Below are 16,930 nucleotides of genomic sequence, written 5' to 3' on the forward strand. Positions count from 1 at the left end.
CAGGGAGTGACGTCATCGTCGGCCCCATCTTCGCAGACGGAGCCGGATGCGTCGGGCGCCTCGCGTCAGTCGAGTCCCAGGTCGTCCTTGGAGTACGCGAACACGTACGGCACGCCCGCCTTCTCGGCGATCGCCTCGGCGGCGCCGGTCGCCCGGTCCACGATCGTGGCGACGCCGACGACCTCGGCGCCGGCCTCGCGCAGCGCCTCTACGGCGGTGAGCACCGAGCCGCCGGTGGTGGAGGTGTCCTCGACGGCGAGCACCCGGCGCCCGGCGACCTCGGCGCCCTCGATGCGGCGCTGGAGGCCGTGCGCCTTGCCCGCCTTGCGCACCACGAACGCGTCCAGCGTCCGGCCGCGGGCGGCGGAGGCGTGCAGCATCGCGGTGGCCACCGGGTCGGCGCCCAGGGTCAGGCCGCCCACCGCCTCGTAGTCCAGGTCGGCGGTCAGGTCCAGCATGACCTGGCCGACCAGCGGGGCCGCGACGCCGTCGAGGGTGATGCGGCGCAGGTCGACGTAGTAGTCGGCTTCCTTGCCCGACGACAGCGTCACCTTGCCGTGCACCACGGCCTTGTCCTTGATCTGCTGCATCAGCTCGCCACGTGCGTCACTCATGCCCGCCAGCTTAAGCGGGCGCGGGACGCCGGCCGGGCGCGGCGCCGGGTCCGGACCGCCGGGACGGTCGGGGCGCGGCGCCGTCGGCCCCCGCCGGGGGTGCGGTCAGAGGCGGCGCCAGGTCCAGGTCGTCACGGCCTCCAGCGGTTCCAGGGGCGTGACCAGGCGAGGCAGGGTGTTCAGCCCGTTCGGCGGTCCGGTCTGCGGCTCCACGCAGACCGCGGCCTCCTGCTCGTCGTAGACGACGACCCACTCCTCCTGGCTGGCCACCTTCAGCTCCAGTTGACCGGGCCAGGTGAGCGTGACGTCCACGCCGCCGGGCATGCCGAAGCAGTCGTCCCAGGGACCGGGCCGGGGGTCGACGCGCCGGCCGGTGGGCAGGTGGTCCTCACCGCGCTCCTCCTGCCAGGCGGCCTGGAAGTCGAGCCGCACGTCCTCGGCGCCGAGGTCGCGGTTGAACCACGGGTGCCAGCCGATCTGCGCCGGGAAGGAGGAGTCGTAGGTCTCCACGGACATCGTCAGGGTCAGCGAGTCCGCGGTCAGCGCGACCACCTGGGTGACCCGCCCGGGGTAGGGCCAGGGCCCGACGAGGTCATACGTGATCACCGCCTCGTCCCCCGCAGTGCGGGCCGTGCTCCACGCGCCGTCGCGCGCGGTGCCGTGAATGGCGTGCGGCGGGGAGTTGAGCGGCATCTGGTGGACGGTGGCGCCGTCGCGGAACCGACCCTCCCGGATCCGGCCGCACCAGGGGACCATCGGGAAGCAGCCGAACTTCTCGCCCTGGCGGAGCAGTTCGAGGCCGCCCACCCGCAGCCCACCGATGCGTCCGCCGTTGCCCGGCTGCACGATCGCTTCCGCGTCTCCCGCGGTCAGCATGATCTCGTCGTTGCTCACGGCACGAGGCTACTGGGCCGGTCGACGCCCACCGCCCCCGCCGCGTGCCCCGTCACCGGCGTCGTCTGAGAGCCCGCCCCACGACGATCGCGGAGGCCACGGCCACGGCCGCGGCGGGGGCGGCCCACCGCAGGGCGGACCCGGCGGAGACGGTGAGCGGCGCGGGCACGGGGGCGTAGCGGCCACGCGGCGGCGCGTGGTCCACCTCCTCCGCACTGCGCCCGATCATCGTCCGCCGCGCATGCGCCGCCTCAGCGGCCGGCTCGGGAAGGCCCTCGGGTGCGGAGGCGCCCGCACCGGTCCCGGGGGGCGGGGCGGGATCGGTGGGGGGCTTGTCGGCGGGGGCGGCGGGGGGCTCGTCGGCGGGGGCGGTGGGGGTCGCTTCGGCCGGGTCGGCGCGGGGCGCGTCGCCCGCGTCCGCCGGATCGGCGCCGGGCGCCTCGGCAGGGTCGGCGCCGGTCTCGCGCGGCTGGGTTGGGTGGGCGCTGCGCGCGTCGGCTGGGTCGGCGCGGGGCGCCTCGCCCGCGTCGGCCGGCTCGCCTGCGGCCGCCTCGGTCGGCTCGGCCGCATCGGTCCCGGTCGGCTCGTCCGCAGGCGCGCCGGTGGGCTCGGCCCCGGACGTTTCGGGCGCCTCGGTCGGCTCGGTCGCGTCGGTCCCGGTCGGCGCGTCCACAGGCGCGCCGGTGGGCTCGGCCCCGGTCGGCTCGGTCGCGTCGGTCCCGGTCGGCGCGCCCGCAGGCGGGCCCGTGGGCTCGGCCCCGGACGCTCCGGGTGCCTCGGGTGCCCCCTTCGCGTCAGCCCCGCCCGCCTCGGGCACGGGCGCTCCGGGCGTGTCTGTCGGCGCCGTCGGGTCGGTCCCGGTGGGCTCGCCCGTAGGCGTCCCGGTGGGCTCGGCCCCGCTGGCCCCGGCGGCGGGCGCCCCGCTCGCCTCGGGCGCGGGCGTCTCGGGCCCGTGCGCCCCGGGCGCCACGGCCGTGTCGCCGTGGGCGCCGTCGTCCGGGCGCTCGGCGTTCCCGTCGTCGGCGGCGTTCTTGGCGGCGGCGTCGTCACCGGCGGCGTCGGCCTCGGCGGTGTGCTCGGCCTTGGCGAGTGGGGCCCGGGAGGGCGGCGGGACCTCGGCGCCGAAGTCGGCGGGCTCGGAGGGCGGGACGGCGGGGTCCCGCACGGTCGGCTGCGACAGCTCAGAGGCGTCGGTGGGCGGGGTGGGCCGGGGAGGGGACGGGGCCGGGTGGGCGGGGTGCGGTTTCGCGGGCTCGCCCGGCCCGGGTACCGGGGCGTCGTCCGCGTCGGGCGCGGCATCGAAGTCCCTCGTGGCCAGCGGGGCGAAGTCCTCCGTGGCCAGGTGCTCCGCGGTCTCCGTCTCGTCGGCGCCCGCTGCCGTCCGCGCGAGGTTCTCCGCGAAGCGGTCCAGGAGACGCAGCCCCGCGGTGCGTACGGCGCCGGGGGCGAGGTCGCCGACGCGGCCGCCCGCCGTGGCGGCGCCGTCGAAGACGAGATCGGTGCCGCCGGGAGCGGCGTCGCGCAGCCGGAGGACGAGCGCGACCTCGACCGAGCCCGTGCCGCGGGCCTCAGCGGCGCTGCCCTCGACGGCGTACGTGCCGTCGTCGCGGGCGGCGACGCTCAGCGTGCCGCGGTAGGTGATGGAGCTGCCGCCGACGCGCACCTTCAGTCGACCGGCGACGGAACCAGGTTCGGTCCCGGCGCCCGTGTCCTGCTGCAACCCGGGAACCGACCGGGCGACCCGCGCGGGATCGGCGAGCGCCTCCCGCAGCCGATGGACCGGAACCGGAACGAACACCTCGTGCTCCATGTCAGCCGAGACTACCCAGTGCGCGCCGCGAATACCCTCCCTCAGCCACGACCGCCCCCACATGCCCGAGGACACCGCCCGCCGCGCCCGCCACGCTCCCCTCGGCCACCCAGCCGTCACGGGGCGCCGGGCCAGCCAACTCGGCTCCACCGTCGCGCGTCCCGACGCGACGGCAAGACCGACGCCAACGCAAGGCGAGCCCTACCGCCGAGCGGCACGACGCGACGGTGAAGACCGACGCCAACGGCCGGGCGAGCGCCACCGCCGAGCGCCACCGCCGAGCGACACGGCGCGGCAGTCAGCGGCGCCGCGCCGTGCCGCTCGCCAGTCGTCCGCCCCGACCGCTCGCACCCCTGCCAGCCAGCCCGCACCCGCCCCGCGACCGCTCACGCCCCCGCCCGCCCAAACCCGCCGGGACCACTCCCCGCCCCGACCGTGGACCCCCTGCCAGCCCGCACCCGGCCCCCCGGCCATTCACGCCCCCACCAGCCCGAGAGCCCCCGCACCGCTCCCCGCGCCTCCCTCTACACAGCGCCGCCCTCGCGCCCACCCCGCGCCCCTTTTGTCAGCCCGCGTAACGCGGGTGGAGGAGGGTGGACGGGGGGAGGTCGGGGACGCGGGTGGCGGCTGCCGCGCGGGCGTCCTCGGCCAGTGCGGCCGGGGTCAGGGTGCGCGGGCGCGGAGCGCCGGGGTCCAGGGACAGCCGCGGCGGCGTGCGCGAGGCCAGGACGAATCCCCAGTCGCGAGGGGCCCGCGCGCCGTCGGACATGCGATCGAGGCCCGCCACGGAACCCGGATCGCCCCCGCCGACGCGATAGGAGACGGTGCGCAGCCCCGCCGCCCGCAGCGTGGCCTCCACCGTCCAGAACGCACGTGGGCGGGAGACCGGCCCGGCGTGCACCGCCAGGCGGCCGCCCGGCGCCAGGGCGCGCCGGGTCAGGTCGTAGAACTCCTGTGCGTACATCTTGGTGCTCGCGGTGATGCCCGGGTCGGGAATATCCTCGATGACCACGTCATACGCCCCCACCGGGGCCCCGCGCAGCCAGTCGAAGGCGTCGGCCGTGCGCACGTGGACGCGCCGGTCGGCGTACACGTGCCCGTTCAGCCCGGCGAGCGCCGGATCGGTGCGGGCCAGCCGGACCACGGCCGGGTCCTGCTCCACGACGTCCACCCGGTCCACTCCCGGATGGCGCAGCACCTCGCGGGCGGCCAGGCCGTCGCCGCCGCCGAGGATCAGCACGCGCGCGTGCCGCCCGGTCATCGCGGGGCGGACGAGCGCCTCGTGGTAGCGCGGCTCGTCGCGGCCGCTGACCCGTAGCCGGCCGTTCAGGAACAGGTCCAGCGGACGGCCCCGGGCGCCGCCGGTGAGGACGACCTCCTGGACGTCGCTCTGCAACGCGACGCGGACGCCGCCCCCGTACACCGCCTGCCGTGCGGCCCGTTCGAAGTCGCCGACCAGGGCGGCCGCCGAGGCGAGCAGGCCGAGCACGGTCAGATTGGCCGCCAGCAGCAGCCAGCACGCGCGCCCGGACAGGTCCCGCCGGAACAGGCCGAGCACGAGCGTGCCGCCGGCCACCGCGTTGACCGCGCCGGTCAGCAGCGCCCCGGTCAACTGGCCCAGCAGCGGCAGCAGGAGGAACGGAAAGGCGAGACCGCCGACGAGCGCGCCGACGTAGTCGGCGGCGAACAGGTCGGCGACCGCCCCGCCGGGGTCCTGGCGGCGGATGCGCTGGATCAGCTCCATCAGCAGCGGCACCTCGGCGCCGATCAGCAGCCCGATGGCGAGCGAGAACGCGACCAGCACGCAGCGCGGGCCGCTCGCCCACATCCCGCCCCAGCCGCCGGTCCAGGCGAACACGGCGTACAGCGCCATCGCGCTGCATCCGCCGACGAGCGCGAGCGTCGCCTCGATCGCGCCGAAGGCGACGGCCGCGCACCGCCGCAGCCGCTTCGCGGCCAGCGAGCCGATGCCCATCGCGAACACCATGACGGACAGCACGACGGACGCCTGGGTGACCGAATCCCCGATCAGATACGAGGCGAGCGCCACCAGTTCCAGCTCGTAGACGAGTCCGCAGGCCGCGCAGACGAAGACGCCCGCGAGGACGAGGAACCGGCCGGTTCCCGGCCGGACGGGCAGCCGCGCGGGGCCGCTCCGGGAGGGCGCCGGACGGGGCGGCGCCAGTACGGGCGGGGCGGGGGCGTGCGGTTCGATCACAACTGCGACGGTACGTCACCGAAGGAGCACGCTTCGTCACCCACACGTGTGGAATCGGGACGCAGGGCATACGACGGGTTTCGACACGGGCGGCCAAGTGGCCGGGTGAAGCGAGCCGTTGACCTTTCCGGTCACAGCAGCGCTGGCCACCGCCGTTCGGCCGAGGGCGCCCGAGAGAAGCGGGACCGGCGCCCCAGCCTCCTCGACGGGCGCGGAAAAACCGCCCCGCCGGCGGCGACCGGCACGGCACCGCGCCTCACCCCTAGGCGACCGGCCCGGAGACGCCGTTCAGCCCGACGCGACCGGCGCGGCGCCGCGCCTCACCCCGCCACCGCCAGCCCCGGGAGGCCGTTTACCCCGCCGCGACCGGCGCTGAGCAGCGTGCGCCGACCCGGGTGCGGGTCGCCACCAACTGGCCTTCCTGGGGGTAGGCGTGCCAGGTGCGCCAACGCGTCTGACCCTCCTGATGCTGCGCCAGCAGGGCGGTGAACGCGTGCGGGCTGCCCGGGAACACGCCCGCAAGCCCGTTCGGATGGTCGGAGACCAGGGCCAGCAGCTCCTGGGCGCGGCCGGCGAACGACCCGGGCGACAGCTCCTCGACGCGCGCCGCGAACTCGTACTCCCAGTCGCCGACGCGCTTGGCGACGCCGAGCGGCAGGGGCGTGCTGGAGCCCGCTATGCAGGCCACCGTCTCCGAGCAGACGCCCCGCTCCTCCTCCAGGAGGACTTGGTGGGACGCGCCGAGAAGTCGCAACTGCATCTTCTGTCCGGCCAGTTCGAGATCGAGCGTGGCCAGCGCGGGCAGCGGCTCGCGCCCCAGGGCCCAGGCGAGGTCGGCCGCGCGCGTGTCGGTGTAGGAGGTGGTGAGAGTCGTGAGCATGGATCGGCTCCGCAAGCACGCAAAGAGGGAGGGAGATGAGAGAAGAGAGGAAAGGCGGGAAAGGCGGGAAAGGCGGGAAAGGCGGGAAAGGCGGGAAAGGCGAGAAAGACGAGAAAGATGGGAAAAGGAGGGAAAGGGCGAAAAGAGCGCGAAAAGGGGCACGGCGGGGATAGGCCCGGTCAGCCCGGTGCAGAGGGGGGTGTGCGCGGGGCGTCCTGGGGACCGCGTCGGAGATTTAGAGGGAACCATGAACAGATGCGCCGCCACAGCGTTTTTACCCAAGTTCGGAGGGTTTCCATCCCTCAGAGGGCCTATCTGCTCACCTGTTCAACCACGCCGTGCGAGACGGCGCCCACGGCGCCGCGCGGCGCGGGCGCCCGGCGGCGCGATCCGCCGGGCGCCCGCGCCGCGCGTCCGGGCGCGACCGGTGCGGGTCAGCTCCCTCCGCCGCACGACGAGCCGCCCCCGCACGACGACCCGCCGCCGCAGGAGGAGTGCCCGCCGCAGGACGAGTGTCCGCCGCACGAGTGATGCCCCCCGGAGTGGTGGCCGCCGGACGAGCCGGCAGAGTCCCCCGCCACCCACCATCCGGCGCTCCCGTCGCCCGCGCCCCCGCCGTGGGCCCCCTTGCGCCGCGCCTTCCCGCAGCCGCGAGACCTGCCGCCCGCTCGCGCGATCGAGACCGCGACCACCGCCGCGAACACCGCCAGAACGATGCCGAAAGCCATGGCGTCACGCTCCTTCCGTTCCCCCGGAGACTCCCCGGGAACGCCCCCCGTGGGCGCCCGCATCGCTGCGTGCCCCGGAGATGCCCCTCCGCCGCACCGGCCAAAGCACACTTGAGGAAATCCAGAGCCTCGGCGCAGGATGACCGGCATGACCTCCAGCGCGCGCCCCCCGCTCAACCGCCGGCTCGCCGAGTTCGGCACGACGGTCTTCGCCGAGATGTCGGCTCTGGCGACGGAGACGGGCGCGATCAACCTGGGCCAGGGCTTCCCCGACACCGACGGGCCCGAGGAGATCCGGGAGGCGGCGGTGCGGGCGCTGCGCGACGGGCGCGGCAACCAGTACCCGCCCGGCCCCGGCGTCCCGGAACTCCGCGAGGCGATCGCCGACCACCAGCGACGTTTCTACGACATCGAACTGGACCCCGGCTCGGAGGTGCTGGTCACCGCGGGCGCGACCGAGGCGATCGCCGCGACGATGCTCGCCCTGCTGGAACCCGGCGACGAGGTCATCGCTTTCGAGCCCTACTACGACTCCTACGCCGCCTGCATCGCGATGGCCGGCGCGAAGCGCGTGCCACTCACTCTGCGCGCCCCCTCCTTCCGCCCGGATCTGGACGAGCTGCGTGCGAAGATCACCCCGAAGACCCGCCTGCTCCTCCTGAACACCCCGCACAACCCCACGGGGACGGTCCTCACGCGCGAGGAGCTGAGCGCCCTCGCCGCCCTCGCCGTCGAACACGACCTGCTGGTCGTGACGGACGAGGTCTACGAGCACCTGGTCTTCGAGGGAGCGCACCATCCGATCGCGGCGCTCCCCGGCATGCGCGAGCGCACGGTCTCGATCTCCTCCGCGGGAAAGACCTTCTCCTTCACGGGATGGAAGGTCGGCTGGGCGATGGCGAGCCCGCCCCTGATCGCCGCCGTCCGCACGGCGAAGCAGTATCTGACCTTCGTGAGCGCGGGCCCCCTCCAGTACGCGATCGCGGAAGCCCTGCGTCTCCCCCACACGTACTTCGACGGCTTCCGCGAGGATCTGCGCCGCAAGCGCGACGTCCTCGCGGACGGCCTCCGCGCAGCCGGCTTCGAGGTCTACACCCCCCAGGGCACCTATTTCATCACCACTGACATCGCCCCCTTCGGCGAAAAGGACGCCTACGCCTTCTGCCGGGCCCTTCCGGCACGCTGCGGTGTCGTCGCGGTCCCGAACTCCGTCTTCTACGACGACCGGGAGGCGGGGAGCAGCCAGGTCCGGTTCGCCTTCTGCAAGAAGGACGGCATCCTGCGGGACGCCGCAACCCGCCTCGGGCGGCTGCGCTCGTCTTGAGCCGGAGCCGGTGGGGGCCGTGACCCCGAATCCCGGACACAGGTCACGCGGCTTGGATCAGCGTAGTCGGTGTTGCTTCGCAGCAACTGGGACATCACAGCACGGCGGAATTCGCCTGCTACAGCAGTGCGATGATCCCCGCAACGGTGGGGAGCGGTCGATAGCGGCACGTCAACGCCACGGGTTGCAGGGGCTCATCCGAACTGCGTCGGAAATCTGTGACTAGCCTCTTCTGGCCCGAGAGGGATGAGCGGTGGGCAATTGCTTGCCTGCATTCTTGATCGTCATTGACAAACTCTGACTGACTTTGCCTATGGGTGCGTACCGCTATCCGATTCCCTGTTCAATGATCGCCGTGCCCGACTACCTCGATTCCCCCGCACCGTTCGGCGACCGGCTGACCGGCGCCGCTCGTACCGTGTGGGCCAAGCACGACCAGAAAACGGTGAAGTGGCTGCCGTTGTGGCGGCACATGGCGGACAGTGCCGCCGTCGCGGCACTGCTGTGGGATCACTGGCTGCCACGGAACATCAAGGAGTTGATCGCGGAGCCGTTGCCCGGTGGGGCGGCTGACGCGCGGTGCTTGTGCGTGTGGCTGGCGGGGACGCACGACATCGGCAAAGCCACGCCGGCCTTCGCCTGCCAAGTCGACGAACTCGCGGGCGTGATGAGCGCGGCCGGGCTCGACATGCGGACTGGCAAGCAGCTCGGCGAGGACCGCCGGATGGCCCCGCATGGGCTCGCCGGGCAGGCTTTGTTGCAGGAATGGCTGGAGGAGCGGCGCGGCTGGACGCGCAGGGGATCCGCTCAGTTCGCTGTCATGGCCGGCGGCCACCACGGCGTCCCCCCGGATCACATGCAGCTCCACAACCTCGACGCGCATCCCGAACTGTTGCGCACCCAGGGCCCCGCCGAACCTCTCTGGCGAGCTGTGCAGGACGAGTTGCTCGACGCGTGCGCCACTGCCTTCGGCGTCGAGGAGCGCCTCGCCGATTGGCGGGCGGTGAAGCTGCCGCAGACCGTTCAGGTACTGCTCACCGCGACCGTCATCGTCTCCGACTGGATCGCGAGCAATCCGGATCTCTTCCCCTACTTCCCCGAGGAACACCCGCGCGGAGAGGCGGAGCGGGTCGCCGCCGCCTGGCAGGGCCTCCTGCTCCCCGCCCCTTGGGAGCCCGAGGAGCCGACCTCCCCCGCTGCGGAGTTCTACGCCTCCCGCTTCGCGCTGCCGCCCGGCGCCGTCGTCCGGCCCGTACAGGAACAGGCTCTCGCCATGGCCCGGGACATGGAGCAGCCGGGGATGCTGATCGTCGAGGCGCCGATGGGAGAGGGGAAGACCGAGGCCGCACTCGCGGTCGCGGAGGTGTTCGCCGCGCGTTCGGGCGCGGGCGGCTGCTACGTGGCCCTGCCGACCATGGCGACGAGCAACGCGATGTTTCCCAGGCTGCTGCGGTGGCTCGACCGCCTTCCTCTCCGCTCGGGTGCGAGCAGCGGGCGCGACCACGATCAGCACTCCGTCCTGCTGGCCCACGCGAAGGCGGCGTTGCAGGAGGACTACGCCACGCTGATGCGCGAGAGCCACCGCACCATCGCCGCTGTGGACGCTTACGGCGACGACGACCGTGACAGCTCCCCCAAGGGGCGTCCGGGTGCGGAAGGAGCGCGGAGGGCGGCGCCTGCGGAACTCGTCGCGCATCAATGGCTGCGCGGCCGCAAGAAGGGGCTGCTCGCCTCGTTCGCCGTCGGCACGATCGACCAACTGCTGATGGCGGGCCTGAAGAGCAGGCACTTGGCGCTGCGGCATCTGGCGATGGCCGGCAAGGTCGTCGTCATCGACGAAGTCCACGCCTACGACACGTACATGAACGCGTACCTCGATCGCGTGCTGGCATGGCTGGGGGCCTACCGGGTCCCCGTCGTCGTGCTGTCGGCGACGCTCCCCGCGCACCGGCGCGCCGAGCTGGCGGCCGCGTACACCGGGGAGGACGCGACGGCCCTCGCGTCTTTCTCGGCAATCCATCCGCCCGCATTCGCGACACTCTGTGGGACGAGGTACGGCAGTACGCCGGCCAAGGCCGCGCGCTGCTCGCCTACTCCACCGACTCCGAACAGGGCTACGCGTTCCGCACCCACGACCACAAGTGGCATCCCGTCGATCACGAGGGCCTCACTCTCATCTTCCGCCCCTCGGCCCGCTCCGCGCCCCCTCCCGCGTCGACTTCCCGAGGGTGGAGCAAGGCGTCCAAGCGCCGACGATTCGGCAACCAGACGTGACTTCTTCGCCGACAGTCGACCGCGGCCGGCCTTTCGGTCGCGGTCGCCCGGCAGACGCATCCGTAGCAGTCGTTCGCGGGACCCCGCCCGTAACTGTCGCCCTGACCGAATCAGGCAGAGGCGCCTGACGGCAACTCGCGCCCGCGGCTGTCTCTCGCCCGCGAGTGCTGATCCGGTGCCGTGGTCCGCGCTGCACACGGTGACATGCACACATGAGAAGACACGGAATGCGAAGCAGCAGTCCACCGGGAGCACGGACCCATCGGGCCTCGGCAACTTCCGGAGGCTCAGGACGCTCGACGCGAGCGCGTAGCGTGTGGTCGGGAAATGCTCCAAGAGGCCCTGATTGACCCTTGTCGCATATGTCCTTTTCTCCCATCCTTGCCCAACGAGGCCCCGCACCTTGACAAAAGCCCAGCCCACAAAGCCCGCTCCCCGCGCCTGCGGGTATGAGCCCATCCCGAGAGCGCACGGTTCTGGTGGGGCTTCCCGCTCCCCGCGCCTGCGGGGATGAGCCCAGGTTGCGTCCGGCGGTGTCCTTGGTGCGGACCCGCTCCCCGCGCCCGCGGGGATCAGCCTCCAGCGGCTCCAGCTCAGATGCTGGCGGCCGGGCTCGCGGACGCGGGCTTCACGGTGTTCCGGGCCGCCGGCACCTACTTCGTGACCATCCACATCCGGCCGCTCGGCGAGCGCGACGGCCTCGCCTTCTGCCGGTTGCTGTCCGAGCGGGCGGGCGTGGTCGCGGTCCTCTGCGACCACCGCGACGAGGGCGCGCCGTTCGTCCGCTTCGCCTTCTGCAAGCAGATCCCCGTACTGGAGGAAGCGGCCAGGCGGCTGAAGGCGCTGGCAGGCTGAACAGGGGCGCGCGAGCCTCATAGGCCGAGGGCGCGCACGAGCCCCCCGGGCCGGGGAACACGCACGAGCCCCTTAGACCGGGGCCACGATCGAGCCTCCTGGGGTCAGAGCACGCATGAGCCTCCTGAGTGGGGATACCGCACCGGCCCTCTGCCGGGAACACGCACGAGCCCCCTGAGCCGGTGACACGCGAGCCTCCCAGGTCGGGGACACGCGCGATCGGGCGGAATGGGCGCGACAGTCCCCTTCGTCCCGCACCATGCCTGTGTGACCAGTGTCAGTGCGCTTCCACCGGCCACCCCGCCCGTCGGCGAGCCGGACGTGACGCGAGGGCTGCGGCTGCGGCCCGCCGTCGCGGCCGCCGTCCTGTTCACGGCGGCCCGCCTCGCCGGGCTGACGTTCGTGGTCCTGGCCGCCCGGGTGCACGGCAGCCACCCGCTCGCCCTGCTCGGCCGGTCCTGGGACTCCCGCTGGTACCTGCGGATCGCCGCGCACGGCTACGGCCTCGTCGAACACCCGGTGCCCGGCGTCGTCCACAACGACCTGGCGTTCTTCCCGCTCTACCCGGCGCTGATCCGGGCCGTCCGGCTGCTGTCCCCGCTCGGCGGGGGCGCGTCCGCACTGGTCGTGGCGTGGCTCGCGGCGGCCGTGGCCGCCGGCGGGATCTACGCGGTCGGCGCCCGGCTGCACGGGCCCGCCGTCGGCACCGTGCTGGCCGTGCTGTGGGGGATCCTGCCGCACTCGGTCGTGCTGTCCATGGGCTACAGCGAGCCGGTGCTCACCGCCTGCGCCGCCTGGTCGCTGTACGCGGTGCTCACCGGGAACTGGGTGCGGGCCGGGGCGCTGGCCGCGCTCGCGGGGCTGTCCCGGCCCAACGGGTTCGCCGCCGCCCTGGCGGTGCTGGCCGCGGCGGCCGCGACCGTCCGGACCACCCGCAGACGGCTCTCCCGCGGACGGGTTCCCCGCGGACTGTGGGCGGGCGCCGCGCTGGCCCCGCTGGGCTGGGCCGGATACGTGCTGTGGGCGGGGCGCCGCACGGGCGACACGCTCCACGGCTATCTGCGCGTGCAGCGGATGTGGGGCTCCCGCTTCGACTTCGGGCTGGGGGCGCTGCGCTTCGTCAAGCACCTGCTGCTGGCCCGCGAGGCGTTCCTGTTCTTCGGCGCGCTGGTCCTGGTGGCGGCGGCCCTGCTGCTGTTCACGCTGCTCGTCCTGGACCGCGCGCCCCTGCCGCTGCTCGTCTACACCGGCGTCCTGCTCGCGGTGGCGTGCGGCGGCTCGGGCTTCTTCCAGTGCAAGCCGCGCTTCCTGCTCCCGGCGTTCCCGCTGCTGCTGCCGCTCGCCCGCTCGCTGGTGAGCACGGCGAAAGCCCGGCCCTGGCACGCGGCCGCGGTGGCCGGCGCCCTGACCGGGCTCTCGTTCGCCTACGGCGCGTATCTGGTGGTGATCACGCGCACCCCGCTGTAGCGGGAGGCCCCGCCGGAGCGGGACGCGCCGGCGCGCGCGGGGGCACGCCGGCGCTCAGGAGGTCATCCCTGGCCGTCGCCGTCGCCGGCGCCGTCCTCCGGCTTCTCCGCGTCGTTGACCTCCTCCTCGAGACCGAGCTGCTCCACGAGCCACCGGTCGAACTCGAGCGCGGCGCGCACCCAGCTCACGGTGGAGGAGACGAAGTGCTCGATGCTCACGCCCATGCCGATCAGCATCTGCGCCTCGCCGATGAGGCGGACGGTGCCGTCGTCGTGGGTGTGCGTGTAGACCTTGGGCCACAGGGTGCGGCGGTTCCAGTCGTCGATGGACTCCAGGAGCTGCGGCTTCTCGTCGATCTTGTGCGGCCGGTCGTAGAACGTGCGCACAGAGAAGACCTTCTGGTCGTCCTCGCCGCGGAACATGAAGTATGTGCGGAACTGCTCCCACGGCGCGACGAGGTCGCCCTCTTCGTCGACGAGGTGCTTGAGCTCCATCTGGTCCAGGAGCTGCTTCACAAGATCCTGATCCGGGACGACGGGGCCCGCCGGTCCTTGGGGCTGCGGCTCGGGCTGGCCCCCGAAGTTCGGAATCGAGGACGGGTCGATGCTCACCGTGTACTTCCCTTCGTACGGATCGATCCCGCCATCCTCCCCCATCCGGGGAGGGGCGTGGCAAGCCCGGCGGGCCTTGTCAGCCCTGGGCTGACACGATCCGGTCACCCGGGGCGCCGGTTGCCGGGTACCCGCCCGGAGCGAATGCCGACACGCCGTATCACGACCCGAACGGTCCAGTCCGCCGCGCGGGCGCCGTACGTCCTCTGCACGGGCGCCGTACGTCCTCGGCACCGGTGCGCGGCACGGTGTGATGCGGCCGTACGGCTCCGGCCGCCGCACGGCGGACGCCCCGGGACCCAGGACCCCGGCGCCCACCGCACGGCGGCAGCGGCAGCGGCAGCGGCAGCGGCAGCGGCAGCGGCTACAGCGTCTTGCCCTTAGACGGCCCGACCAGCAGTCCCTCGCCGAAGCGGTCGACGCGGACCGTGTCGCCGTCCTTGATCTCGCCGGACAGGATCTCCTTGGCCAGCCGGTCGCCGATGGCGGTCTGCACCAGCCGCCGCAGCGGGCGGGCGCCGTAGGCCGGGTCCATGCCCTCGTCGGCGAGCCATTCCAGCGCCTGCGGCGTGACGTCCAGGATCAGCCGCCGCTCGGCCAGGCGCGCGGCCAGGCGGTCGACGGCGAGCCGGGCGATCCGGCTCAGCTCGTCCTTGCCGAGGGCCGAGAAGACCACGAGGTCGTCGAGGCGGTTGAGGAACTCGGGCTTGAAGGAGACCCGGACGACCTCCAGCACCTGCTCCTTCTTCTCCTCCTCGCTCGTGACCGGGTCGATCAGGAACTGGCTGCCCAGGTTGGAGGTGAGGATCAGGATCGTGTTGCGGAAGTCGACCGTGCGCCCCTGGCCGTCCGTCAGCCGTCCGTCGTCCAGCACCTGGAGCAGGACGTCGAAGACCTCGGGGTGCGCCTTCTCCACCTCGTCGAGCAGGACGACGCTGTACGGGCGGCGGCGCACCGCCTCGGTGAGCTGGCCGCCCTCCTCGTAGCCGACGTAGCCGGGCGGGGCGCCGACCAGCCGGGCCACGCTGTGCTTCTCGCCGTACTCCGACATGTCGATGCGGACCATGGCCCGCTCGTCGTCGAAGAGGAAGTCGGCCAGCGCCTTGGCCAGTTCGGTCTTGCCGACGCCGGTCGGGCCGAGGAAGAGGAACGAGCCGGTGGGCCGGTCCGGGTCCGAGACGCCCGCGCGGCTGCGGCGCACCGCGTCGGAGACCGCGTTCACCGCCTCGCCCTGGCCGATCAGCCGCCTGCCGATCTCGTCCTCCATGCGCAGCAGCTTCCGCGTCTCGCCCTCCAGCAGGCGGCCGGCCGGGATGCCGGTCCAGGAGGCGACCACGTCGGCGATGTCGTCGGGGCCGACCTCCTCCTTGACCATGGTGTCCTTGGCGGCCTCCTCCTCGGCGCGCGAGGCGGCCTCCAACTGCTTCTCCAGATCCGGGATCTCCGCGTACAGCAGCTTGGAGGCGGTGTCGAAGTCGCCGTCGCGCTGCGCGCGTTCGGCCTGCCCGCGCAGGTCGTCCAGCTTCTCCTTCAGCTCGCCGACCCGGTTGAGGGACTGCTTCTCCTTCTCCCAGCGGGCGGTCAGGCCGCGCAGCTCCTCCTCCTTGTCCGCGAGGTCGCGGCGCAGCTTGTCCAGCCGCTCGCGCGAGGCGGCGTCCGTCTCCTTGTCCAGCGCCAGCTCCTCCATGCGCAGCCGGTCGACGCCGCGCTGGAGTTCGTCGATCTCCACGGGCGAGGAGTCGATCTCCATCCGGAGCCGGGAGGCGGCCTCGTCGACGAGGTCGATGGCCTTGTCGGGCAGGAAGCGCGAGGTGATGTAGCGGTCGGACAGGGTCGCGGCGGCCACCAGCGCGGAGTCGTTGATCTGCACCTTGTGGTGGGCCTCGTAGCGGCCCTTGAGCCCGCGCAGGATCGCGACGGAGTCCTCCACGCTGGGCTCCGCGACCAGCACCTGCTGGAAGCGCCGCTCCAGGGCGGGGTCCTTCTCGATCCGCTCGCGGTACTCGTCGAGCGTGGTGGCGCCCACCATGCGCAGCTCGCCGCGGGCCAGCATCGGCTTGAGCATGTTGCCGGCGTCCATGGCGGAGTCGCCGCCCGCGCCGGCCCCGACGACGGTGTGCAGCTCGTCGATGAAGGTGACGATCTGCCCGTCGGAGTCCTTGATCTCGGCGAGGACCGTCTTGAGCCGCTCCTCGAACTCGCCGCGGTACTTCGCGCCCGCGACCATCGCGCCGAGGTCCAGCGCGACCAGCCGCTTGTCCTTCAGGGACTCGGGCACGTCGCCCTTGACGATCCGCTGGGCCAGCCCCTCGACGACCGCGGTCTTGCCGACGCCGGGCTCTCCGATGAGCACCGGGTTGTTCTTGGTGCGGCGCGAGAGCACCTGCACCACGCGGCGGATCTCGTGGTCCCGGCCGATGACCGGGTCGAGCCTGCCCTCACGCGCCGCCTCCGTGAGGTCGGCGCCGAACTTCTCCAGGGCCTTGTACTGGCCCTCGGGGTCGGGTGTGTTCACCCGGCGCCCTCCCCTCGTCTTCTGGAACGCCTCCTGCAACGCCTTCGCGTCGGCGCCCTGCTTGCGCAGCACCTCGCCTGCGGCGCCGCCCTGGGCGGCGACGCCGATGAGCAGGTGCTCGGTGGACAGGTAATCGTCTCCCAGGGCGCGTGCCCGGTTCTGCGCGTCCGCGAGCACCGCGAGCAGTTCGCGGTTGGGCTGGGGCGGCGCGACGGTGGACCCGGTGACGCTGGGCAGCGCGGCCAGCACGCGCTCCGCGCCGGACCGGATGGACGCCTGGTCGGCGTCCACGGCCGCCAACAGGTCGATGATGTTCTCGTTGTCCCGCCCCTCCAGCAGCCCGAGGAGCAGGTGGGCGGGGGTCAGGTCCGGATGCTTCCCGGTCACGGCCCGGTTGCCGGCCGCGTTGATCGCGTCCCGGCTCCTGTTGGTCAGCTCGGCGTCCACGGTCGCTTCTCTCCTCCTCGGCGGTGTGCCGCTTTCTCTCAGTCCCCCCGGTCTTCCCGGCTCTCCGGGTTCCCTCTCCGGCACTGACTCAGCCAACGTGCACAAAGTTGAGTCTAGTCCACTCAAGGCCGAACCGGGCGCACCACGGCGCCGGAATGCGACGGGAAACAAGATGCGGCGACAGAGGCGCAGGCCGCCAACGGAGGCGCAGGCCCTATAAAGGGGGCGCAGGCCGCACAGGAGGCGGCGACAGCGCGGCGACGAAGCCCGAGGGGAGCGGCGAGAACGCGACA

At 73.2% G+C, this 16,930-nt stretch carries 8 protein-coding genes and 5 pseudogenes; 5 read left to right on the forward strand and 8 right to left on the reverse strand.

What is annotated here, in order from left to right; genetic code table 11:
- Nucleotides 1-65: 65 nt before the first annotated feature.
- From pyrE to ABZ861_RS14015, 6 genes and pseudogenes are all read right to left on the reverse strand, one after another.
- Nucleotides 66-614: an orotate phosphoribosyltransferase gene (gene pyrE / locus ABZ861_RS13990; RefSeq protein ID WP_361628877.1), complete on the reverse strand. Its 549-nt coding sequence runs from the start codon at nt 612-614 to the stop codon at nt 66-68.
- A 105-nt stretch (nt 615-719) separates the two neighbouring features.
- Nucleotides 720-1,508 (reverse strand): aldose 1-epimerase, encoded by a 789-nt coding sequence (locus tag ABZ861_RS13995; RefSeq protein ID WP_361628880.1) that lies wholly within the window; start codon nt 1,506-1,508, stop codon nt 720-722.
- Between the two features lie 52 nt (nt 1,509-1,560).
- A pseudogene (locus tag ABZ861_RS14000) lies at nt 1,561-1,764 on the reverse strand (serine/arginine repetitive matrix protein 1); the annotation flags it as partial.
- Between the two features lie 1,134 nt (nt 1,765-2,898).
- Nucleotides 2,899-3,381 (reverse strand): annotated as a pseudogene (locus ABZ861_RS14005) (SRPBCC family protein); the annotation flags it as partial.
- A gap of 502 nt (nt 3,382-3,883) precedes the next feature.
- The gene (locus tag ABZ861_RS14010) at nt 3,884-5,536 is read right to left on the reverse strand and encodes a polyamine aminopropyltransferase (RefSeq protein WP_361628883.1); all 1,653 of its coding nucleotides are present in this window, start codon (nt 5,534-5,536) and stop codon (nt 3,884-3,886) included.
- A gap of 352 nt (nt 5,537-5,888) precedes the next feature.
- A complete protein-coding gene (locus ABZ861_RS14015) occupies nt 5,889-6,416 on the reverse strand; it encodes a DUF2617 family protein (RefSeq protein WP_361628886.1) in 528 nt (175 codons plus the stop codon).
- A gap of 867 nt (nt 6,417-7,283) precedes the next feature.
- Here ABZ861_RS14015 and ABZ861_RS14020 point away from each other — a divergent pair.
- The 5 genes and pseudogenes from ABZ861_RS14020 (at nt 7,284) to ABZ861_RS14040 (ending at nt 13,064) form a co-directional block, all read left to right on the forward strand.
- On the forward strand, nt 7,284-8,468 hold the full coding sequence (locus tag ABZ861_RS14020) for a pyridoxal phosphate-dependent aminotransferase (RefSeq protein ID WP_361628889.1): 1,185 nt from the start codon (nt 7,284-7,286) through the stop codon (nt 8,466-8,468).
- Nucleotides 8,469-8,886: 418 nt separating this feature from the next.
- A pseudogene (locus tag ABZ861_RS14025) lies at nt 8,887-10,449 on the forward strand (CRISPR-associated endonuclease Cas3''); the annotation flags it as partial.
- 20 nt (nt 10,450-10,469) lie between these two features.
- Nucleotides 10,470-10,742: pseudogene (locus ABZ861_RS14030) on the forward strand (type I-E CRISPR-associated endoribonuclease Cas2); the annotation flags it as partial.
- A gap of 597 nt (nt 10,743-11,339) precedes the next feature.
- A pseudogene (locus ABZ861_RS14035) lies at nt 11,340-11,597 on the forward strand (aminotransferase); the annotation flags it as partial.
- Between the two features lie 267 nt (nt 11,598-11,864).
- Nucleotides 11,865-13,064: a hypothetical protein gene (locus ABZ861_RS14040; RefSeq protein ID WP_361628892.1), complete on the forward strand. Its 1,200-nt coding sequence runs from the start codon at nt 11,865-11,867 to the stop codon at nt 13,062-13,064.
- Nucleotides 13,065-13,126: 62 nt separating this feature from the next.
- Here the strand turns inward: ABZ861_RS14040 and ABZ861_RS14045 are convergent, their stop codons facing one another.
- Nucleotides 13,127-13,675, reverse strand: a complete 549-nt coding sequence (locus ABZ861_RS14045; RefSeq protein WP_361628895.1) for a YbjN domain-containing protein — start codon at nt 13,673-13,675, stop codon at nt 13,127-13,129.
- 364 nt (nt 13,676-14,039) lie between these two features.
- Nucleotides 14,040-16,637, reverse strand: coding sequence for an ATP-dependent chaperone ClpB (clpB, locus tag ABZ861_RS14050; RefSeq protein WP_361628898.1), 2,598 nt, complete (start codon nt 16,635-16,637; stop codon nt 14,040-14,042).
- Nucleotides 16,638-16,930: the final 293 nt, after the last annotated feature.

The organism is Streptomyces sp. NPDC046985, from assembly GCF_040644415.1.
In the GTDB taxonomy this organism is placed as follows: domain Bacteria; phylum Actinomycetota; class Actinomycetes; order Streptomycetales; family Streptomycetaceae; genus Streptomyces.